This window comes from Micromonospora sp. NPDC049645, from assembly GCF_040675155.1.
Lineage (GTDB): Bacteria > Actinomycetota > Actinomycetes > Mycobacteriales > Micromonosporaceae > Micromonospora.
On record NZ_JBFAOI010000002.1, the window covers coordinates 276,698 to 297,701 of the forward strand.

Consider the following 21,004-nt stretch of genomic DNA (forward strand, 5'->3'; position numbering starts at 1 on the left):
GCGGGTCCGCCACGTCGTGCCGATCCCGGTCAGTGCAGGTGTTCGTTGGTGATCCGCAGGAGGTTGGTGACGGTGGTGACCTCCGGAATGCCCTCCCGGTGCCGGCCGCCGGCGATCGCCGCCGACCAGTGGGCGTACCGGCCGGCCAGGTCGTTGGTCCGGTCACCGGCGACGGCGTAGACGCACCGGCCCAGCGGGTCCACCGGCGCGTTGGGGCGCTCGACCTGCCCACAGGCGAGGTACGGGTTCTGGCCCTGCTTCGGGTCGAACCCGGAACTCAGGCCCTGGCAGGGATCCCAGTCGACGGCCTGCGCGCAGCCGGCGTAGTTGCTCACCGCCTGGGCGTACGCCGTCTGGAGGTAACGCCGGCCCGTGTCGCCGTTGAGGTCACCGCGCGGCGCGGTGTAGTCGCCGGGCAGCGAGCGGTCACCGAACAGGACGAGGTGCATCATCTCGTCCCGGTCGAGCGCGCTCGACCAGCCCAACTGGGTGAACGCCTGCAACAGCCGAACGGACTCGGCGAGCTGGCGGCCCTTCTCCCACAACGCCTGCGAGACGGCCCAGGTGGTGACCGGCGGAGCCTCGACACCGGTGCCGGCGGCGGCCACCCGGTAGAAGTACTTCTGCCGTCCGGAGAGCATTGACCGGGTACGGGCCAGAGTGTCGTTGTCGACCTGGGGATGGGTGGTGACGGTGCCCTGGGTCTGTAGCGCGTTGAGGTACTGCGGCCACTGGGTGAGCACGTAGTCCGACGGGCTGTGGCAGTCGGTGTCGGGGTAGGGCCCGCTGCCGTTGTAGATCTCGCAGTAGACGCCGACCGGTTGGGTCGTGGTGACACTGCGCACGTCCTGCCAGGTCTCGCTGCCGCCCTGCTTCACCTGGTGGCGCAGGGTGATCTTCAGGTCGCCGGAGTAGATCTCGTACTTGGGCCTGATGGTCTCCTTGACGTTGACGAAGTCGCCCTCGATGCAGGTGCGCAGCGTCGGCCGGTAGCCGGGCGGCGCCGCGTAGGCCAGCAGGTCGTAGTAGGCGGGCAGGTCCGAGTTGCGCAGCGTGGCGGGGACCGACCAGGCGGGCATTCCGATGTCGCCGACCCGGCAGGGCGTCAGGCCGGGCGCGTCCGGGATCTGCGCCGCCGCGGGCAGCGCCTGGTCGGGGGCACCCCACAGGTTGTACGCCCGGTCGTTGCCGGCGGCCGGGTAGGCGGGGTCGGCCTGGTTCCAGCGGACGGCGCGCCCCACGTCGTCGAGCGCGTCGGACCACCCGTCGAGAGCGGCCCGGTAGTCGGCGACGAGCCGGGTGAACAGCTCGTTGGTGGCACCACCGGCGCCCGGGTTGCTGAACTGCCGCACCCGCTGGTTGACCCGATCTCCCGCGTCGACGGTGCCGGCGGTGTGCTCCGCCGTGACCGCCGCCGCGAACTGCGGATTCTCCAGCTGCATGACGAGGTTCGCGCGGGCACCGATCAGCCAGGCGGACGGGTTCGCCACGCCGCTGACCGCCTGGTCGCCGGTGGCCGGCCGCAGCGGAACGCCCTTGGCCGCCGCCCACCCGGCGAGGTAGTCGATCGCGCCGTTGGGCAGGTGGAGGTCGAGGACGCCGACCGGGTTCGCGGTCGACGTGCCGGCGGGCACCACGAAGGGGGCCTTCTTCGCGGCCGTCGTCGCGAACGTCCGGGTCGGCGAGTCGACCTCGTCGAAGTACTCGGCCACCGACCCGATCGCGCCACCGTCGACGCGGACGGCCCGGTGCAGGTAGCGGTCGGTGGCGTCGTCGACGTCGTCCGCGGCCAACTGTTCGAAGGCGGCCTGGTTGGCCAGCGCCATCTGGTCGATCTTCTGGTCCATCGTGTGCAGCTGGTCCCCGATCACGCCGAGGATCCGCTTGACCTCCCTGACGTCCTGGCCCAGCAGACCGAGCTGGGTGCTCAGGCCGTCGTACATCGCGGTGAGTTTCGCGTCGACCCGGTCGAACCGGTCGCCGATTCCCTCGGCCATCCGCCGGACCTGCTCGCTGAGACCCTTGATCTGCTTGCTGATCATCTGCTCCGGTGACTCCTGGCCCATGAACAGCGGCAGCAGGGCCATGCCGGCACCGATGAAGTTGCCGGTCAGCGAGAGGGCGGCGGCGGCCGACGCGGCGCCGGTGAGCTGGCCCGAGGCGATCGTCATCTCGTAGGAGATCACCGAGGTCACCGATTTGACCAGCGCGTCACCGACCGTCTTGACGGTCTTGGCGAACTTCGGGTCGTAGATCCCCCCGATGTCGCCGAGGACCACGGTCAGCAGGCTGCCGGCCTCGCTGACCAGCTTCTTGGCGTCCTCGGCCGACTTCTTGGCCGCGGCCTCCTCCGCCGGGGTCGGCTTGGCGCCCTCGACCGGGAACTTCGCGTTGAGGGCGGTCGCGGCGGTGATCCGGTCGTTCGCCAGCACCGCCAGCGCCTCGAACTGCGCCTGCACCGCCGTGCGTACGGCGGCGGAGAACGCCGCCTCGTCGTCCTTCTTGGCCAGGATGCCCGGCAGGTCGACCCGGCTCGCGAACGCCGGTAGGGCCATCAGGTCCTGCGCCGAGGTGTCCAGCCGGACCGACAGGCGCGCCGCGTAGGTGCCGTCCCACGCCGTGCGCAGCACCGCGTCGGTGGACGCGGCCCGGTGCAACCGCTTCCACACCCCGGCGAGCCGTCCCGGCGCCGACACCTCCCACAGGAAGTTCTGGCTGCCGGTACGCACCTGCTCGGTCGGTGTGACCACCGCGCCGAGTTCCTCCCCCGTGGTGGCGGTCAGCAGGGCGCGCAGGTTGGGCCCGCGCACCTCGGCCCGGTCCAGCGCGGCCTGCGCCGGGTCCTGGTCGACAGCGACCGCGAGCAACCCCGCGGTGGCGGCCGCGAACGCGGCGAGCCCCTCGGACGACCCGACGCCGGACATCGCCGCCCGCACGGCCGCGTCGGTGCGTCCGAAGTGGCGGACCACCTGCGTGCCGTCCACGTTCGGATGGGCCGCCCGCCAGTCGACGATCTCCGCCGCGACGACGGCGTCGACCACGCCGGCGACGCCGGTCGTGCGCGACTGCACCGCTGCGGCATACAGACTGTCGTGCAGGGCGGCCTCGTCGATCGAGACCGGTGCGGCGTAGCCGGGCACCGCGTACGCCGACACCGCCACGACGACCCCGACGGCCGCGGCACCCACGCGCCTGCGGATTCTGCCTGGTCTCACCTGCGCACCTCCCTCGTGTCCCACGGTGGTCACGGCGCCGTCACCCCGCCGCTCAGCGACTCCGAGGTGATCTCGCCGACTCTGCTGTTCACGAGCACCTGGAAATGGGTGTTGGCGTCCTGGTCGGAGAGCACCAGCGACATCCGTCCGGTACCGGGCTGCGCCGCGACGACGAAGGACTCACTCATCGGCTCCTGCCAGGAGTAGTTGCCCTCCCAGTGCCGACGCAGGTAGCTGAGCGTGACCAGGTAGGACGTCTCGTCGGTCGCGTTGTCGGTCCAGCCCAGTCGCAGGGTGCTGCGGTGGTAGGCGCTCTCGGCCGTCGACACCAGGTCGGTCGGCTTCGACGGCCGGGAGCTGACGCAGCCCAGCGGCACGGCCGACGCCACCGGTGTGCTGCCGTCGGGCACGTTGCGGGCGGTCGCGCACAGCCGACGCACCGGCCCGGTCGGCGGTACGACGACGGTGTGGGTGAACCCGAACGGCCCGGCCGGCAGCCAGGTCCGGAAGTCGCTGGCCGGCTTCGACGTGACCAGGGTTCCGTCGAGGGTGATGTCCACGGTGACCGGCCACCCGTTGCTGTCGGCGGCCCAGCCGGTGATGCCGAGGACACCGTTGTTCTGCGGCCCGGTGGCCTGGGCGGCTCCGGTGGGTGCCTTGTCGGTCGGCGTCGGTGGTGGCGGTGGTGGCGGGGGCTCGCAGCCCAGCGGATTGGTTTCACAGATCGGGACGGCGCTGGCCGCGCCCGGCGTCGTCAGCACTCCGAGCGTCGTGAGGAGGGCTGCCGCCCCCGCAAGCGTGCGTTTCATACGAGGATCAGGCCAGCAGCGACTTGGCGGCCACTTGGCGGCGACTTTGTGCGCCCACCCACGTGTCGGGGTCAGCGACTCAACGCGACATGCCGAAACCGCCCCTGAGCAGGCATTCTTGGGATATGGACCAGTCCCTGGGCCCTACCCTCGGAGGTGCTCGTCATGACGACCCCAACTCCCACCGCGACCCCGACCCAGACCCGCTACCCATGGCGCGCGACGCTGCGTACCGTGGCGGCGGCCAGCCTCGGCGCGCTGTCACTGCTGCCGGTCGCCGCCGCGACGGCCGGCGTGGACACCGTGCCGGCTGTCGCGCAGGCGATCGTCGTCGCCGGCGCGATCACCCGGGTCCTCGCCCTGCCCGGTGTGGACGCCTGGCTGCGGCAGTACGTGCCGTGGCTCGCGGCTGCTCCGGCGGACGCAACCCGCCCCCAGTAGGGCGTCGCACAGGAGGCCCAGCGGCGGCGGTGGCACGGGAACGTGCGGCCGCCGCCGCCCAAGGAACGCGTCGCCGGTGACGGCCGTGAGCCGCCGCAGCAACCTCCCGCGGGGTTCAAGCAGTTTGGGAGGTGCCGGCAGTCGATCACTTTCGGCAGTCTCGTGGCGTGGGTCTCTCCCATCGCATTCCCCTGACGGCTTACCAGGCTGAAATCTGGTTTGCCAGCTCGTTGCATCCCGATCTTCCGCAGTTCAACACGTTCGTCTACGAGCGGCTGACCGGAGAACTGGATCTGCCCCTCCTGAAAGCGTGTGTCGAGCGAGTCGTGCGGCGCCACGACGGGCTGCGGCTCCGGTTCGACGAGGCGGACGGGACGCCGTACCAGTGGGTCGATGAGGACGTCCCGGAAATCGAGGTCGTCGACCTGTCCGGTGACCGGGATCCACGCCAGGCGTGCCTGTCGTGGATGCGGCGGCCGTTCTCCCGCGCGTACTCCCTCAGACGCGCCAGGGTGTTCGACGTGGCTCTGCTCAGGGAGAGCGAGTCCGTCGTGTACGTCTACCTCAACGTGCACCACCTGGTGTGCGACGGGTGGGGAATCTATCTGCTGATCAGCCAGATCAGGTCGGAATACCGGCAGCGGTCGGCCGATCCGGCGCCGTCGTACCTCGATTTCGTGGCGGAAGCGGACCGTTATCTCCATTCGGACGAGCGTGCCGCGGACGTCGCGTTCTACCGCGACGAGCTCGCCGGAGTCCAGCCGGCGTTGTTCGCGAGGAAGGCACCGGGCGGTTCGTACCGGACCGGCCGTCACACGTTCACCGTCGAACGGGCCCGGACCGGCGAGTACGGCTCGATGTTCGCCATCGTCGCCGCCGCGATGACGATCTATCTGTCCCGCGTTCACCGCACCGACGACGTCGTCATCGGCGTCCCGCTGCTGAACAGGCGCACCGATGCCGAACGAAACACCGTCGGGCACTTCGCCAACGCGATGCCCCTGCGGATGACCACCACCGGACGGGAGACGTTTCGGGAGTTGGTGACGCGCCTTCGCCGCCGCACCCGTGCCATGCGCGCCCACGAACGCCTGCCGGCCGGCGAACTGCTCCGGGAGCTCAGGTCGTCCGACACCGGGCCGCGCCACCTGTTCGACGTGACACTGTCGTCCCTGCGGTGGCCCAGCGCCGGGGAGATTCCCGCAGTGGCACGCGAGACCATGGTGTACGGCCACGCCCACGAGACCGACGCGCTGGCGATCGTCGTCAACGAGTTCACGGCGGACGGTCCGGTCGTCATCGACATCGACTACGCCGCGGACGTGTTCGACGACGACCTCCCCGTCGAGTCACTGGCCGGCCATCTCAGCACGTTGATCGGCAACGCGTTGGACGCGCCCGACGCACCGGTGTCGAGTCTCGCGATGCTGGCGCCGGCCGAGCAGGCGCGCCTCGTGCAGGCGGCGAACCCGACGCGGATGGGGTACCCGAGGCACCAGACGTTGGCCGGCCTGTTCGAGGAGCAGGCCGCCCGCACACCCGAGCGGACGGCGGTCGTGACCGGCGCCCTCACCTACGCCGAGGTGAACGCCCGCGCCGACGGGGTGGCCCGGGCCCTGCGCGAGGATGGGGTCCGGCCGGACGACCGGGTGGCCGTGCTGATCGAGCGTGACGCGACGATGCTCATCGCGATCCTCGGTGTGCTGAAGGCCGGCGGCGCGTACGTGCCGATCGATCCCAGCTACCCGGCCGACCGCATCCGGTTTCTGGTCCAGGACAGCGGCGCCAAGGTCGTGCTCGTGTCCGGCGCGACACGGCCGCCGGCCGTGGACGTCGCCGTGCGCGACGTCGACGCGCTGACCGGTTCGCGGGCGCCGGTCGAGCCGGCGGCGACCGCTGACAACCTGGCGTACGTCATCTACACCTCGGGCTCGACCGGAAAGCCCAAGGGTGTGATGGTGGAGCACCACTCGGTGGTGAACCGGTTGGTGTGGATGCAGCGGCGCTATCCCCTCGGCGCCACCGACGTGTTGCTGCAGAAGACACCCGTCTCCTTCGACGTCTCGGTGTGGGAACTGTTCTGGTGGGGCATCGCCGGGGCGGGGCTGGCGCTGCCACCGGCCGGCGCGGAGAAGGACCCGGAGGCGATCCTCGGCGCGATCGCCGCACACGGCGTCACCGTGATCCATTTCGTGCCGTCGATGCTCGGGCCGTTCCTCGACCTTCTCGAGAGTTCGCCACGGCTGCGTGACTCCGCCCGCACGCTGCGGTTGGTCTTCTGCAGCGGCGAGGAGCTGCCACCGGGCAGGGTCGAGCAGTTCACCCGGATATTCGGTGGGGACGTCCCGAAGTTGGTGAACCTGTACGGGCCGACCGAGGCCACCGTCGACGTGTCCGCCTTCGACTGTCCGCCGGGGCCGGTGTCCCGGGTGCCGATCGGCCGGCCGATCGACAACACCCGGCTCTACGTTTTGGGTCGGCACGGCGAGGCGCAGCCGGCTGGGGTCGCCGGCGAGCTGTGCGTGGCGGGTGCCGGCGTCGCCCGGGGTTACCTGGGCCGCCCGGAGCTGACCGGGGAGAGGTTCGTCGAAGACCCGTTCCACCCGGGCGAGCGGATGTACCGCACCGGCGACCTCGCACGCTGGCTGGCCGACGGCAACCTCGAGTTCCTGGGCCGCATCGACGATCAGGTGAAGATCCGGGGCAATCGCGTCGAGCTGGGGGAGGTGCGCGACAGCCTCACCACGTTCCCCGGCCTGCGCGACGCGATCGTAATCGACCACCGGTCCGAGGCGCGGGGCACCCATCTCGTCGGGTACTACGTGGCCGAAGACGAGGTCGACCCGGCGCGGCTCCGGACGCACGTGGCGACCACCTTGCCGGAGTACATGATCCCCGCGTTCTTCGTACGGATCGACCGGATTCCGCTGACGCCGAACGGAAAGCTGGACCGCTCCGCGCTTCCGTCCCCGGCCGCCCCGGACGTGCCGGAGGAGCCACCGCGCACCGAGACCGAGGCGGCGCTCGCGGCGATCTGGTCGGAGGTGCTGGGCGTCGAACGGGTCGGCGTCCACCAGAACTACTACACGATCGGCGGCGACTCGATCCTCGCCCTGCGGGTCAGGGCCGAGGCGGAGAGGCGTGGGCTGCACTTCGAGCTGGCTGACCTGGTGCGGTTTCCGACCATCGCCGCCCTGGCGCACCGCGTCTCCACCGAGGCGCTGGCGGAACCGATCCCGGCACTCGTGCCGTTCTCGCTCGTGCCGAGCGTGGACAGATCCCTGCTGTCCGGCGTGGAGGACGCGTACCCCGCGACCCAGCTTCAGCTGGGCCTGCTCTACCACAGCGCGGAACACGAAGGGTCCGCCGTCTACCACGACGTCTTCCGCTACACCCTGCGGATGCCGTGGCGCGAACAGCCGTTGCGGGAGGCGTTCGACCGGCTCGTCGCGCGACACCCGGTGCTGCGGTCCTCGTTCGACCTGGGTAGCTTCTCCGAGCCCCTCCAGCTGATCCACCCGCGGACGCACGGCGGGCTGGAAATCGCCGACCTTCGCGCGCTCGGCGAGGACGCCGCCGAGGCGGAGGTCACCGCGCACATCGAGCAACGCTGCCACCACCGCTACGAGTTCGACCGGGCGCCGCTGTACCTGGTCCGCGCGCACGTCCGGCCGTCCGCGGTGGATCTGGTGTTCAGCTTCCACCACGTGATCCTGGACGGCTGGAGCGTCGCGAGCCTGATCAGCGAGCTGTTGCGCGACTACCTGTATCTGGCCGGTGCGGACATCGCACCGGTCCCGACCGCCGCGCTGCCCTCGGCGGCGGCATATGTGATCGACGAGCGCCGCACCATCGATTCGGCCGTCAGCAGGCGCTTCTGGCAGAAGGCCCTCGACGGTGCGGAGCTGACCCAGCTCGAGGGTTTCCGCCAGTATGAGCCGCCCGGTGACGACCGGCTGAACACCCGCTGGGTCAGCGTGCCGGACGGGCTGGAGACGCGGGTCCGGCAGTTCTCCAGGTCCCACGAACTTCCGGTGAAGTCCGTGCTGCTCGCCGCGCACTGTATGACGCTGCGGCTGCTGTCCGGGACGGACGACGTCACCACGGGCCTGATCACGCACGGCCGCCCGGAGCGGCCCGGAGCGGAGAGCATCGCCGGCCTGTTCCTCAACACGGTGCCGCTGCGGGTCGGCCCGGCAGCGGAGACCTGGTTGGAGGTGGTCGGCCAGGTCTACCGCCGGGAACGGGAGATCCACCCACACCGGCGCTACCCGCTGCATGCCATCCAGAACGACCGGGGCGGCGCGCCGGTGCTGGAGACCGTCTTCAACTACGTACACATGCACGTGCTCGCGCCGATCTTCGAACTGCCCGGCGTCGAGTTGCTGGATTTCCAGACCCGGGAAGAGACGAACTTCACGCTGCTGCTCAACGCCGTCGTCAGCCCGACGGACGAGCACCTCTCGTTGCGGGTGGACACCGACGGTCGCACGATCACGCCGGCCCAGACCGACCTGCTGATCGACTACTACCTCGCGATCCTGCGTCGGATCGTCGACGACCCGCACGGCGCGGTGGACTTCACGTTCCTGGCCGACCCGCCGGCCAAGCCGCTGCCCGCCATCGAAGCGCCGAGCGACATCGTGCGGCGCCTGGAGAGCCACGCGGCGCGTACCCCGGACGCCATCGCCGTGGCGCACGGGACCACGCGGTGGACCTACGCCGAGTTCGACCGGATCGTCGATCGGGTGGCCTGGCGGCTGGTGTCGCTCGGTGCGGGGCCCGGCACGTGTGTCGGCATCGCCATGGACCGGTCGCCGGAGATGATCGCGACGATCTACGGCATCGCCAAGTCCGGTGCGGCGTGCGTGCCGATCGACGTCACCTATCCGCAGGAGCGGATCACGGCGATGGTCGAGCAGGCCGCGCCCGTGCGGATCGTCGCGCACGCCGCGCGCGCCGGTCTGGTCGCGGATCCGGCCCTGCTCGTGACGTACGAATCCATCCCGGAGAAGGCCGATCCGGCGCCGCTTCCCGCGATCCATCCGGAGAGCATCGTCTACATCCTCTTCACGTCCGGGTCGACCGGCACCCCGAAGGGGGTGGCGCAGCCGCATCGCGCGCTTGACAACTATCAGGCCTGGCAGACGAACGTGCCCAGCGGCGCGGTCGGTGGCACGACCCTGCAGTTCGCGCCGCTGAGCTTCGACGTGTCGTTCCAGGAGATCTACACGACGATCAGTGGCGGCGGCACGCTGCGGATCATCGACGAGGAGCAGCGGCGGGACATGCCGAGCCTGCTGCGCCTGCTCGACCGCGAGGGGGTCGAGCGGATCTTCCTGCCCTACGTCGCCCTCCAACAACTCGCCGAGGCCGCGATCATGCTCGGCATCGCGCCGAGCAAGCTCCGCGTGGTGATCTCCTCGGGCGAGCAACTGCGGGTCACGGCCGAGATCCGGCAGTTCATGGCCGCCCTGCCCGGTGCCATCCTGGAGAACCAGTACGGCCCGACGGAGACGCATCTCGTCACGGCGTACCCGCTGACCGGCGACCCCGCGGTGTTCCCGAACCTGCCGCCGATCGGTCCGGTCATCAACGACGTCGAGCTGTACCTGCTCGACGAGCGGCTGCGCCCGGTGCCGCGAGCGGTGCTGGGCGAGCTGTACTTCGGCGGGATGGCGTTGGCGGACGGGTATTACGGCCGGCCGGAGCTGACCGCGCAGCGTTTCGTCGCGAACCCGTTCGGTGCGCCGGGCAGCCGGCTCTACCGCACCGGTGACCTGGCCAGGGTGCTACCCAGCGGAGAGCTGGTCTGGGCCCGGCGAACCGACACCCAGACCAAGATCCGTGGTTACCGGGTGGAGCCGCTGGAGGTCGAGGTCGCGATCCTGGCTCTGGCGCGACGCCTCCCGGGCATCCGTGAGGCCGCGGTCGTCGCGCGGCGGCGCGACGGCGCCGACTCGTTCCTCGCCGCGTTCCTGGTCGGTGACGCGCGGGCGGTCGACCTGAACGAGGTGCGTGCCCTGCTGCGTGAGTCGTTGCCAGACCATCTGGTGCCGTCGCACATCACCTGGCTGGACCGGATGCCACTGACGCCGAGCGGCAAGCGCGACGACGCGCAGCTCCGCCGGATCCCGCTGGCCGCCGTCAGCGCCGCCGAGCAGGTCGCACCGCGCGACGCCTACGAGCGTGCCCTGGTGGAGATCCTCACCGAACTGCTCCAGCTGCCCTCGCTCGGCGTGCACGACAACTTCTTCGAGATCGGTGGTACGTCACTGACGGCAATGCGGCTGGTCGTGGTGCTGGAGAAGCGGTTCAAGATGAGCGTGCCGCTCTCCGCGTTCGTCGCCACGCCAACCATCGCCGGCCTGGCGGCGCTGCTGCGTTCCGGCGACGCCAGACTGACCTACGATCCGCTGGTGCCGATCCGCGCGGGCGGAGAGCGGACACCGCTCTTCCTCGTGCATCCGCTGGGCGGCAACGTGCTCTGCTACGTGCGCCTGGCCAAGCACCTGCCGGCCGAGCAGCCGGTGTACGGATTGCAGGCGGCCGGGAGCGACCCCGGGTCCGAGCCGCTCGGGTCGATTCCCGAACTCGCGCGTACCTATCTCACGGCGATCCGGCGGGTCCAGCCGAACGGCCCGTACCGCATCGGCGGTTGGTCCTTCGGCGGGGTCGTCGCCTTCGAGATGGCGCGCCAACTTCGGCGCGAGGATCCGGCAGGTGTCGAGCAGCTGATCCTGCTCGATCCCATCGCCCGCCGTCCGGGCAGGCGCGATCCGGTCGCCGACAACGCCCTGCTGGAATGGTTCTTCTGGGAGCTGATCTGGCTGGAGCGCAGCGGCAGCGCACCCGTCGAGGCCATCCCGGACGGGCTCGACGAGGAGGAGAAGTTCGACTTCATCATGGCCCGCGCGACCGCTGCCGGCGTGCTGCGGCCCGGCAGCTCGCGGGCGTCGGTACGCCGGCTGTTCCGGATGTTCTCCGCGCACTGGGAGGCGCTCATGGCCTACGAGCCCGGAGTCCTCGACCAGGACCTCACCCTGGTCCGGGCCAGCGACCGGCTGCCGATGGTGCTGCTGCCCATGCACACCGCCGCCGGGACCCTCCACACCGACCCGGCGAACGGCTGGACGAGACACACCAGCGGGCGGATCGACGTGGTCGACGTGCCGGGTGACCACATCGTCCTGATGGAGGAACCCTACGTGGCCGAGGTCGCGCGGCGGATCGCCGAGGCGCTGGACAACCGGAAGGAGGCGGTGTGAAGGCGATCATCATCGGCGCCGGAATCGGCGGCCTCGCGACGGCGGCGTGCCTACGCCGGGTCGGTGTCGACGTCGAGGTCTACGAACGGGCCGGCGAGCTGCGCCCGGCGGGGTCGGCGCTCTCGCTCTCGATCAACGCGCGGACCGCCCTGCGTACCCTGGGGATCGAACTCGACGTCGAGCGGCGCGGCAGCGTCTACTACCGGTTGGACTTCCGCACCGCCCGGGGTCGTCGCATCCGGCGGATCCCGTTCGGTCACATCGGCGAGCGGCTCGGCGCGCAGAACGTGGCCATCCACCGCGCGGACCTGCAGCAGGCGCTGCTCGAACATGTCGACACCACGGCGCTCCGGCTCGGCGCCACCGCGACCGGGTTTCAGGTGGACGCCGACGGTGTCCGGGTCGACTTCGCCGCCGGCGGTGTGGCGCGCGGCGACGTGCTCATCGGGGCGGACGGCTTCAACTCGGTCATCCGGCGGCAGCTGGTGGGGCCGGAGGAGGCTCGGGAGCCGGGCTACGTGTGCTGGCTCGCCACCGTGCCCTTCCGACACCCCACCGTGACCGATGGCTACTGCGCCCACTACTGGGGCCGAGGCCAGCGGTTCGGGCTCGTCGACATCGGCGGCGGACGGGTCTACTGGTGGGGCACCAAGAACGTCCCGGACGCGCGCGGGTGGGACGGGGGTAAGGACGAGATCCTCCGCGCCTACGCCGGGTGGGCGTCGGAGGTGCGGGCCGCGATCGCCGCGACACCGGCGGCGGCCATCATCAGTGTGCCGGCCCAGGACCGTCCGTTCCTCGATCGGTGGGGGACCGGGCCGGTGGCGCTGCTCGGTGACGCGGCACACCCGATGCTGCCGAGCCTGGCGCAGGGGGCCGCCCAGGCCGTCGAGGACGCCGTCGTCCTCGCGCGCCACCTCGGCGACGCCGCGGATGTCGACGCGGCCCTGCGGGGGTACGAGGCGGACCGCCGGGATCGGGTCAGGCTCATGGTGGACGGCTCCTTCGCGTTGAGCCGCGTGGAGCAACTCGACCGCCCGGTCGCCAGCCTGCTGCGTAACCTCTACATGCGATTCGTGCCGCGGTCGGTGATCGACGGCCGCAACGTGGCGACGATGACCTTCGACGCACGATCGTCGGCGGTGCCTGATCATGGCCACTGACGCCGCGCCCCAGGCCGTGCTTCCGGTGGTCCGCCGACCGTTGAGCCCACTCGAACGCTGGTACTGGATCGCCGACCAGGTGTCTCCGCTCAACGTCATCGCCCGCGTCCGGGTCACCGGCCGGCTGACCCCGTCGATGCTGCGCCGAGCGCTCGACGCGTTGCGGGTGCGTCACCCGTTGCTCCGCGTCGCGATCGAATCCGGAGCTGCCGGCCCCTCCTTCGTGCCGACCGACGCGCCCATTCCGCTCCGCCCGGTCGCGGGCACCACCGACGACGACTGGCTCCGTCAGATCAACGAGCACGAGATGGTCGAGGCCGTCGACTGGCGCACCGGTCCGCTGTGCCGCACGGTCGTCGTGACCAACGGCGACGTGCACGACCTGATCCTGACGCTTCCACACTGCATCGCCGACGGCACGACGGTGATGTCACTCGTCAAGGACTGGCTCACGCTCGCGGCCGGCCACGGGTCGCAGGTGCGCGAGCCCGGCCTGCCGGCGTGCGAGGAGATGTTCCCCCGGCGGCACCGGGGCCGGGCCGGTGCGCGTCGACTGCGGTGGCAACGTGGTCGCGACGACCGCCGGCTGCGCCGCCTGCGACCCGCCAGGGTGGAGCCGAACGAGTTCGTCCCGTTCACCGCCCGCCGCACTCGCGTCGTGCACCGGTCGCTCTCGGCGGACCAGGTCGACGCGCTGCTGCGGGCCTGCCGCCGCGAGCGCACCACCGTGCATGGCGTGCTCGCCGCCGCGATGGTCGCCGCCGTGGCCGGCGACGGCCCGGAACTCCCCGCCGGCGTGGCTATCGGCTCGCCGATCAACTTCCGCGACGGGCTCGTGCCGCCGGTGCCGGACACCGCCGTCGGCACCTATGTCGCCACGGTCGGCTCGCTCGTTCCGGTGCGGACGTCGCTCTGGTCGATGGCCCGGACGATCAGCCGGGACCTGGTCCGGCGCAAGAGCCGCGGTGAGCACTTCGGCATGGTCAATCTGGTCGGCGGCTCGTGCCCGATGACCGTCGAGGAGAGCGCGCCGCTGATCGAGTTCATCGAGACGCAGGGCCCGGTCAACCTCTGCATCTCCAACATCGGACGGTACGACTTCCCGGCCAGCATCGGGCCGTGGCAGCTCTCCGACGCCCAGTTCCTCGCCGGCCTGTCGGTGTGCGGGTACTTCGTCGCCACGGTCAACACGAGCCATGACCGGCTCCACTGGAACTTCAGCTACGTCGACGGCGGGCTGACGCGGGATCGGGCCGAACGCCTCGTCGCGGCGAGCTTCGACGCGGTTCTCCGTGCACTGGGAGAGGGGTAGGCGTGTTGAGAAAGCCGAAGCCATTGTCACCAAACGGCAAGTCGGTCGTCATCACCGGTGCGTCCTCGGGGCTCGGCCGGGCCGCAGCCGTGCACCTGGAGCGGATCGGCTTCCGGGTTTTCGCGGCCGTACGGCGCCCCGAGGACGGCAAGAAGCTTCTCGCCGACGCACGGTACGACCGCATCTCCCCGATCTTCCTGGACGTCACCAAGCCGGACGAGATCCGCTCGGCGGCCGACGAGGTGTCCGCCGCGGTGGGTTCGTCGGGGCTGTGGGGTCTCGTCAACAACGCCGGCATCAGCGTCCCCGCCCCACTGGAGTGCCTGCCGGCCGAGCAGTTACGGCTGCAGCTGGAGATCAACCTGGTCGGTCAGCTCGCGGTGATCCAGGCATTCCTACCGCAGCTTCGCGCCCGCCGGGGTCGGATCGTGAACGTGACGTCCGGCCTTGGCCGCATCGCCCTGCCCTACCTCGGCGCGTACGCCGCCTCCCAGTTCGCCAAGGAAGGCATGAGCGATGCGCTGCGCCGCGAACTCGCGCCGTTCGGGGTGTCGGTGTCGGTGGTCCAGCCGGGTGCGATCCGGACCCCGATCTGGGAGAAGATGGCCAGCGCCGGCCGGGACATCATGGCCACGGCCCAACGACGTGACCTGTACCGGGGGTCGTTCGACCGTTTCCTCGCGATCAACGCGCATCAGCTCGAGGTCTGCCGGACCACCCCGGACGACTTCGCCGTGGTGGTGGCCGAGGCCCTCACCGCGCAGCGGCCCAGGACCCGCTATCCGGTCGGGGCGGACATGCGCAGGACGCGGGTGCTGACCCGGCTGCTCTCAGACTCCGCGCTCGACAAGCGGCTGTCTCCACTTGTCTCGACCGACTGAGGAGGACCCATGAGTGACCAGGAGATCCGCGCGCGGGCGCAGGCGGCGTTCGCGCGAAACCTGGAGTACATCGAGGCCGAGAAGATCCGGGAGTGGGTCGATCTGTTCACGCCGGACGGCGTGCTGGAGTTCGCCTACAGCCCGAAGGATGTGCCGTCCCGCTTCACCGGCCACGACGCGTTGTACGAGCACATGAAGCACTTCCCGGAGCTGCTCCAGGTGCGTTTCGCCGACCTGGTCTTCCACGACACGGTCGATCCCGAGCTGGTGATCGCCGAGTTTCGGGCGGACGGCAAGGCGGTCCCCACCGGCCGCGACTTCCACCAGACCTACATCTCGGTCGTGCGGACCAGCGACGGGAAGTTCGTGCACTTCAAGGACTTCTGGAACCCGTTGCCGGTCATCGAGGCGCTGGGGATGGACACGATCGAGCAGATCGACGCCGCATAGCCACCCGATCGGAGGTCCCACGCGGCCCGGCGATGCTTTCTCGGTGCCGGGTGGGAAGTCGCGCCCAAGGGGAGAGGTACCAATGCGGTTGGCCGACAAGATCACTATCGTCACCGGCGGCACCCGGGGCCTCGGCCGGGCCATCGCCGAGCAGTTCCACGCCGAGGGCGCGACCGTGATCTGCGCGGCCCGCAACCCCTACGACATCGGGGAGGTGACCACCGATCGCCTTGTCTACCACCGGGTCGACGTGACGGAGGAGGAGTCCGTCCGCGAACTCATGCGGTCCACGATGGATCGCTTCGGACGCATCGACGTGCTCGTCGCCAACGCCGGCGTGAGTCGTGACGGCAAGATTGCCAGGCTCTCCCTCGACGACTGGGACGCCACCGTCCGTACCAACCTCACCGGCGTCTTCCTCTGCACCAGGGAGGCCGCCGCCCACATGACCGCCCGTGGCGAGGGCAGGATCATCACGGTCTCCTCGTGCGTCGCGACCAAACCCGTGCCCGGCACCGCCGCCTACAGCGCCACCAAGGCCGCGGTGGAGGCCTTCACCCGCACCGCGGCCATCGAGCTCGGGCCCAAGGGCGTCACCGTCAACTGTCTGGCCCCCGGCTACATCAACGGTGGGATGGGTCGCCGGCTCGCCGCCGTACCCGAACTCTGGGCGCGCTACCAGTCCCGGCTCGTCCTCGACCGTCTCGGCACCCCGGAGGAGGTCGCCGCCGCCGCGATCTTCCTCGCGACCCCCGCCAGCTCCTACATCAACGGCCACATCCTCGAAGTCAGCGGCGGCCTGCGGTGGATAGCCTGACCGCCGATCGGCCCTCCGGCTCGTCGCCCGCCCAACCGGTAGCAGAGGATGTCGCCCACCGCGAGCGCCATCACCGCGGTGGTGCGGCACCGCGGCGGCGACCGTCGGGCGGGAATCCCGGCGGTGATTGAGACCAATGGGTACGCGCCGAGTGGTCCGATTGGGCGTGGTCTCCGCAGATCCGAAACCTATCGAAAAGGCGAACGTCAATTCTCGACGAAGGCTTCGCCACCCTGCGCGGGTAGCTCTCGTCCTTGCCTTCCCCGCCGGGCCGAACTAGGCTCCGACCTCGGTTTCCAAGGTCCTTGGAGAGACATATGAGTGACGCAGGCACCGTCACCGGCAAGGTGGTCGTGAACAGGGTGGTGTCGCTGGACGGCTTCATCGCCGGTCCCGGCCACACGATGGACTGGGTCTTCGAGCACATGTCCGCGGACACCGTCCCGGACGTCATGGCGGCCACGGGCGCCATGCTCATCGGCCGGACCACCTACGAGGTCGGCAAGCGGATGGCCGGCCAGAACGCCAGCTACGACGGGGGAACACAGTTCGTCCTCACCCACAAACCTCCCGCCGAGCCGGACCCTTCCGTCACATTCCTCACGTCTGGAATCGAGGAAGCCGTCGTCACGGCACGCAGCGCCGCGGACGGCAAGAACCTGGAGATCCTCGGTGCCGATGTGGCCGCCCAGTGTCTACAGCACGGGCTCGTCGACGAGATCCTGGTGTACGTCGTGCCGTTGCTGCTCGGCGACGGCGTCCGTTTCTCGCCTCCGGGTCTCGGCAGGATCGACCTGGAACCTCTCAGCAATACCCAGTCCGGCCCCGTCACCATGCTCCGCTTCCGGGTACGCAAGTAGGCACAGCCCGTCGACGGCTACCGGGCCGTCCCTGAGCGTGCGCCGGGTGTGATCACGCAGCTCCGGGTCGTGCGGCTCGAACTGGGCCTCGATCGGGTTCGCCCAGGACGCCTGGGTCGGGGTGAAGAACCGTTCTCCCCGGCCCAGGCGCCAATGGCGGCGGTCTCGTTCACGGACAGATCGTCCGGGGTCACACAGACGGGGCGCTCGCCGGTGTCGGCCAGGCGCCTCAGTGGCCGTTCACGAGGCTGGCGGGGCGCATGTCCGTCCAGTTCTCCTCCACGTACGCCAGGCACTCCTGACGCGACCTGGCATCGACCACGGTTCGCCAGCCCTCGGGCACCTCGATGTTCGCCGGCCACAGCGAGTGCTGGTTCTCGTCGTTGACCAGCACCAGGTAGCTGGCGTTCTCGTCTTCGAATGGGTTCGTCATGGCATTCCTTCCGGATCGCTGAGCGGGGTTGCGGACGGGTCGTCCGTGCCGTGTCCAGGTGGATCAACAAAGTCGCGATGGCGACACGTGGGGTCGCCGCCCGCGCCGGAGTCTCCCGAAGGGCCCGCGCGCAGGACTGCCCGACAGCGGCAGACCTGCGCGCGGTGGCCCTGTGCGTCGGCGTCAGGTCAGCCCCAGCGACGCATCGGGCGAGGAGCTGAACTTTCGTGCTATCTCTTGGAAGTTCTCCGCCATCGAAACGATGGTCTCCTCGCGGAACAGGTTCCGCTTGAAGTCGAGGCAGACGGAGGCATCGCCCGACGGCTCCCTGGTCAGGGTCCACAGTGCGCCGTCCGGCACCGACGACTTCCGCGCCTGCGGGCCCATCATCCGCGGTATCCGGCCGTACCTCAGGTCTCCTGGCGCCTCGACGTACTGCCTCTGATCGGGAAGGGCCTGAAACACGGCCGCGGCGGCGTTGTCGGAAGCGGCCGTTCGCATCAGCTCGGGGGCCTGCCCGAATATCTGAAGGATCGGAATCTCGTGCTCGAATGCTTCGAGGCAGGTGCGTCGGGTCCTCTTGAGCAATTCTCCGAACGAAGCGCACCCGGCAAGGTCGGTGCGAAGCGGCAGGAAGTTGAACAGCGGGCCGACGGTGTCCTCGAACAACTGCCCGCCACGCCCCGGAGTGAACGTCGCGATGACGACATCCGTGGCGCCGGTCAGCCGATGCACGAGCAGCTGGTACATCGCGACCAGTGCCATGAACCGCGTGGTGCGGTGGGTTCTGGACAGCTGGTCGATGTTAGACATCACGTCCTGCGGTATGAGGAAGCGATGCGCCGCCGTCGACTCGGGGAGGTTCGCGGAACGCGGGATGTCCGTGGGGAGCGCGGTGAACAGGGCGCCGTCCAGCTTGCGGCGCCAGTAGTCGCGTGCCGCTTCCGTGCCCGCACCGGCCCCGTCGCGCTGCCAGTCGGAGAACTCGCGATATTGCGGTGCCTTCGGCAGGGTCGGGACGGTGTGACCCGTCCTCGCGGCGTACAAGTTGGCCAGGTCTCGAATGACCACGTCCATGGACATTCCGTCCGAGACGATGTGATGGATCATCAGTGCCAGGACCGCGTCCTGGTCGTCGAACCTGGCCAGCACGGCACGCAGGGCGGGCGACTCGTCCGCGCCGAACGTCTCGTCCTCGACTTCCCGCCGCAGCGCCTCGGCCCGCGCCGCACGCGATTCCTCAGGTGTCTCCGGAAAGTCGCGGACCTCCACGCGCACCGGACCCGGCGGCGAGATCTCCTGGCACCGCTTGCCAGCCTCGCCGACGATGCGCGTCCGGAGCGCCTCGTGCCGCTCGACCACGTCGTGCAGCGCGTCGCGCAGCGCGGCGAGGTCGACCGGCCCGCCCGTCACGCGCCACGCATCCACCACGTGGTACCGGTAACCGAATGGGCCGTCGTCACTGCCGTGATCGAATACGTCGACGAACTCCTGGTTAAGCGACAGCGGGATCGTCCCGGTCGCGTCGGTACCGGTGATCTTAGTTGGGCTCATCCTGGCTCCTATCAACTGGTTCCGCGCGTTGCAGGAGGTACTCGTCCAGCTCGGTGACCGTGGGATACTCAAACAAGTGATCAAGCGTGAGCTCCACATTGAGCGCCTCGTTGACCGTCTGAATCAGCCGAATCCCGCTCAGCGACTGCCCACCGAGTTCGAAGAAACTGTCGTCGACCCCCACCTCCGCCACGCCCAGGGCATTGGCGAAGGCGGAGCACAGGGCTTCCTGCTGTGCGGTACTGGGGGGCTGATAGGTCGACGAGCCGGCGAATACCGGTTCGGGAAGTGCCCGTCGGTCCAATTTGCCATTGGGCGTGAGCGGGAGTGAGTCGAGCACGACGAAGGCGGCGGGGACCATGTAGTCGGGCAGCACCTTTTCCGTATGCGTGCGGAGTGCGACGATGTCCACCGCGTCAGCCCCGCCGACGACATATCCGACAAGGGAATGGTCGCCATCGTCGAGCTGCCGGGCCACGACAACAGCCTCGGAGATCTCCGGGTAGCTGGTGAGGGCTGCTTCGACCTCGGCGATCCCGACCTTGAATCCGCGGATCTTCACCTGGTCGTTCGCTCGACTGACAAACTCGATCATGTCGTCGGTGGTCCAGCGCACCAGGTCGCCGGACCGGTACATCCGCGTGCCGGGACGGCCGAACCGGTTCGCCACGAAACGCTCGGCGGTCAGGCCAGGTCGGCCGAGGTAGCCGCGCGCCAGGCGCTCACCGGCGATGTACAGCTCCCCGACCTGGCCGACGCCGACCGGTTGCAGCCGCTCGTCGAGCACGTACAGCTCGACGTCGTTCAGCGGGCGGCCGACCGGCACCCTGGGCGAGGGGACGAACGGCGCGGTCACCGTCGTGCTCGTGGCGAACAACGTAACCTCGCTCGCCCCGTAGGTGGGACGCACCGTGATGCCGGGGCACGCCTTCAGCACTCGCTCGACCGCGCTCGGCGAGATGACATCGCCACCGGTCGAGACCTCACCAACGGTCGCGAGGCAATCCGGCGCCTTGTCGGCGAGCACCCGGAACAGGCCGCTGGTGAGCTGGACGGCGGTGATCTCGTTGTCCCGGATCAGTCGCCGGAGGGTACCGAGATCCAAGCGACCGGGCGGTGCCAGAACCAGGTGACCACCACGCAGCAGCGGAACCCAGAGTTCGTAGGTGGACACCGCGGCCGCATAGGGCGCCACCATGAGTACGCGGTCCTGGGGGCTGGTGTCCCAGCACGGGTCCAGGGCGACGCTCAGCACGCCCCGATGGGTCAGACAGACACCGCGCGGCAGGCCCTCCGACCCCGAGGTGTGGATGATCAGCGCCAGGTCGTCGGATTCCGCGTCGACGTTGGGGCCGACGATCGACCGCTCCTGCTCAGTCGAGGCGGAGTCGACGAGCACCGTCCGCCTGCTGACCGGTAGGCCCGCGCTGCGGGATTCCGCATCCGTCAGCAGCACCGGCCGACCGGCGTTGTCCATGACCCGCTGCTTGGCCTCCAACGGATGGGCGTTGTGCAACGGCAGGTAGACCGCGCCGGCCTTGAGCACGCCCAGCGTCGCCACGACCAGTTCGGGTGATCGCGTGATCAGAACCGCGACCGGCTCTCCGGGCCGGACGCCGAGGCCGATCAGCTGGTGCGCCAACTGGTTGGCGCGCTCATCGAGCTGACGATAGGTCAGCCGTACCTCGTTTCCGGACACCGCCGGCGCGTCGGGCGTCCGGGCGACTTGCCTGGCGAACTGCTCCTGGATGGACTTCGACTTCAACCCCATGCCGCCTCATCTCCATCCACTGGTTCGCAG

Annotated in this window: 13 protein-coding genes; 8 read left to right on the plus strand and 5 right to left on the minus strand. The window is 69.9% G+C overall.

Translation table 11 applies throughout. The annotated features are described in order from the left end of the window. Positions 1-29: 29 nt before the first annotated feature. Together AB0J33_RS06815 and AB0J33_RS06820 are read right to left on the minus strand one after the other, a co-directional pair. On the minus strand, positions 30-3,215 hold the full coding sequence (locus tag AB0J33_RS06815; protein ID WP_363610692.1) for a hypothetical protein: 3,186 nt from the start codon (positions 3,213-3,215) through the stop codon (positions 30-32). 29 nt (positions 3,216-3,244) lie between these two features. Further along, positions 3,245-4,024: a hypothetical protein gene (locus tag AB0J33_RS06820; protein ID WP_363610694.1), complete on the minus strand. Its 780-nt coding sequence runs from the start codon at positions 4,022-4,024 to the stop codon at positions 3,245-3,247. A 165-nt stretch (positions 4,025-4,189) separates the two neighbouring features. Between AB0J33_RS06820 and AB0J33_RS06825 the strand changes: the two genes are divergently transcribed. The 8 genes from AB0J33_RS06825 to AB0J33_RS06860 all read left to right on the plus strand — a co-directional run bounded on the left by AB0J33_RS06825 (position 4,190) and on the right by AB0J33_RS06860 (position 17,216). Beyond that, complete coding sequence (locus AB0J33_RS06825) at positions 4,190-4,465, plus strand: hypothetical protein (RefSeq protein ID WP_363610696.1); 276 nt, start codon at positions 4,190-4,192, stop codon at positions 4,463-4,465. A 167-nt stretch (positions 4,466-4,632) separates the two neighbouring features. Then, on the plus strand, positions 4,633-11,733 hold the full coding sequence (locus AB0J33_RS06830; protein WP_363610698.1) for an amino acid adenylation domain-containing protein: 7,101 nt from the start codon (positions 4,633-4,635) through the stop codon (positions 11,731-11,733). Beyond that, positions 11,730-12,896: an FAD-dependent monooxygenase gene (locus tag AB0J33_RS06835; protein WP_363610700.1), complete on the plus strand. Its 1,167-nt coding sequence runs from the start codon at positions 11,730-11,732 to the stop codon at positions 12,894-12,896. The genes AB0J33_RS06830 and AB0J33_RS06835 overlap by 4 nt, the downstream gene beginning before the upstream one ends. Continuing rightward, the gene (locus AB0J33_RS06840; RefSeq protein WP_363610702.1) at positions 12,886-14,208 is read left to right on the plus strand and encodes a hypothetical protein; all 1,323 of its coding nucleotides are present in this window, start codon (positions 12,886-12,888) and stop codon (positions 14,206-14,208) included. The genes AB0J33_RS06835 and AB0J33_RS06840 overlap by 11 nt, the downstream gene beginning before the upstream one ends. Before the next feature lie 2 nt (positions 14,209-14,210). Continuing rightward, positions 14,211-15,089, plus strand: a complete 879-nt coding sequence (locus AB0J33_RS06845; RefSeq protein ID WP_363610704.1) for an SDR family oxidoreductase — start codon at positions 14,211-14,213, stop codon at positions 15,087-15,089. Between the two features lie 9 nt (positions 15,090-15,098). Beyond that, positions 15,099-15,539 (plus strand): nuclear transport factor 2 family protein, encoded by a 441-nt coding sequence (locus AB0J33_RS06850; protein ID WP_363610706.1) that lies wholly within the window; start codon positions 15,099-15,101, stop codon positions 15,537-15,539. A gap of 82 nt (positions 15,540-15,621) precedes the next feature. After that, a complete protein-coding gene (locus AB0J33_RS06855) occupies positions 15,622-16,356 on the plus strand; it encodes an SDR family NAD(P)-dependent oxidoreductase (protein WP_363610708.1) in 735 nt (244 codons plus the stop codon). Between the two features lie 317 nt (positions 16,357-16,673). After that, on the plus strand, positions 16,674-17,216 hold the full coding sequence (locus tag AB0J33_RS06860; RefSeq protein WP_363610710.1) for a dihydrofolate reductase family protein: 543 nt from the start codon (positions 16,674-16,676) through the stop codon (positions 17,214-17,216). Positions 17,217-17,445: 229 nt separating this feature from the next. Here the strand turns inward: AB0J33_RS06860 and AB0J33_RS06865 are convergent, their stop codons facing one another. From AB0J33_RS06865 to AB0J33_RS06875, 3 genes are all read right to left on the minus strand, one after another. Continuing rightward, a complete protein-coding gene (locus AB0J33_RS06865; RefSeq protein ID WP_363610712.1) occupies positions 17,446-17,649 on the minus strand; it encodes an MbtH family protein in 204 nt (67 codons plus the stop codon). A gap of 183 nt (positions 17,650-17,832) precedes the next feature. Continuing rightward, positions 17,833-19,203 carry a condensation domain-containing protein gene (locus tag AB0J33_RS06870; protein ID WP_363610714.1) on the minus strand — a complete coding sequence of 457 codons (1,371 nt, stop codon included), beginning with the start codon at positions 19,201-19,203 and terminating at the stop codon, positions 17,833-17,835. After that, a complete protein-coding gene (locus tag AB0J33_RS06875) occupies positions 19,190-20,974 on the minus strand; it encodes a non-ribosomal peptide synthetase (protein WP_363610716.1) in 1,785 nt (594 codons plus the stop codon). The genes AB0J33_RS06870 and AB0J33_RS06875 overlap by 14 nt, the downstream gene beginning before the upstream one ends. Positions 20,975-21,004 lie beyond the last annotated feature (30 nt).

What these genes read in the sequence shown, in the direction of transcription:
- AB0J33_RS06875 (WP_363610716.1), bottom strand. Translation starts at nt 20,974, where the DNA reads ATGGGGTTGAAGTCGAAGTCCATCCAGGAGCAGTTCGCCAGGCAAGTC.
- AB0J33_RS06825 (WP_363610696.1), top strand. Translation starts at nt 4,190, where the DNA reads ATGACGACCCCAACTCCCACCGCGACCCCGACCCAGACCCGCTACCCA.
- AB0J33_RS06865 (WP_363610712.1), bottom strand. Translation starts at nt 17,649, where the DNA reads ATGACGAACCCATTCGAAGACGAGAACGCCAGCTACCTGGTGCTGGTC.
- AB0J33_RS06820 (WP_363610694.1), bottom strand. Translation starts at nt 4,024, where the DNA reads ATGAAACGCACGCTTGCGGGGGCGGCAGCCCTCCTCACGACGCTCGGA.
- AB0J33_RS06840 (WP_363610702.1), top strand. Translation starts at nt 12,886, where the DNA reads ATGGCCACTGACGCCGCGCCCCAGGCCGTGCTTCCGGTGGTCCGCCGA.
- AB0J33_RS06860 (WP_363610710.1), top strand. Translation starts at nt 16,674, where the DNA reads ATGAGTGACGCAGGCACCGTCACCGGCAAGGTGGTCGTGAACAGGGTG.
- AB0J33_RS06855 (WP_363610708.1), top strand. Translation starts at nt 15,622, where the DNA reads ATGCGGTTGGCCGACAAGATCACTATCGTCACCGGCGGCACCCGGGGC.
- AB0J33_RS06850 (WP_363610706.1), top strand. Translation starts at nt 15,099, where the DNA reads ATGAGTGACCAGGAGATCCGCGCGCGGGCGCAGGCGGCGTTCGCGCGA.
- AB0J33_RS06870 (WP_363610714.1), bottom strand. Translation starts at nt 19,203, where the DNA reads ATGAGCCCAACTAAGATCACCGGTACCGACGCGACCGGGACGATCCCG.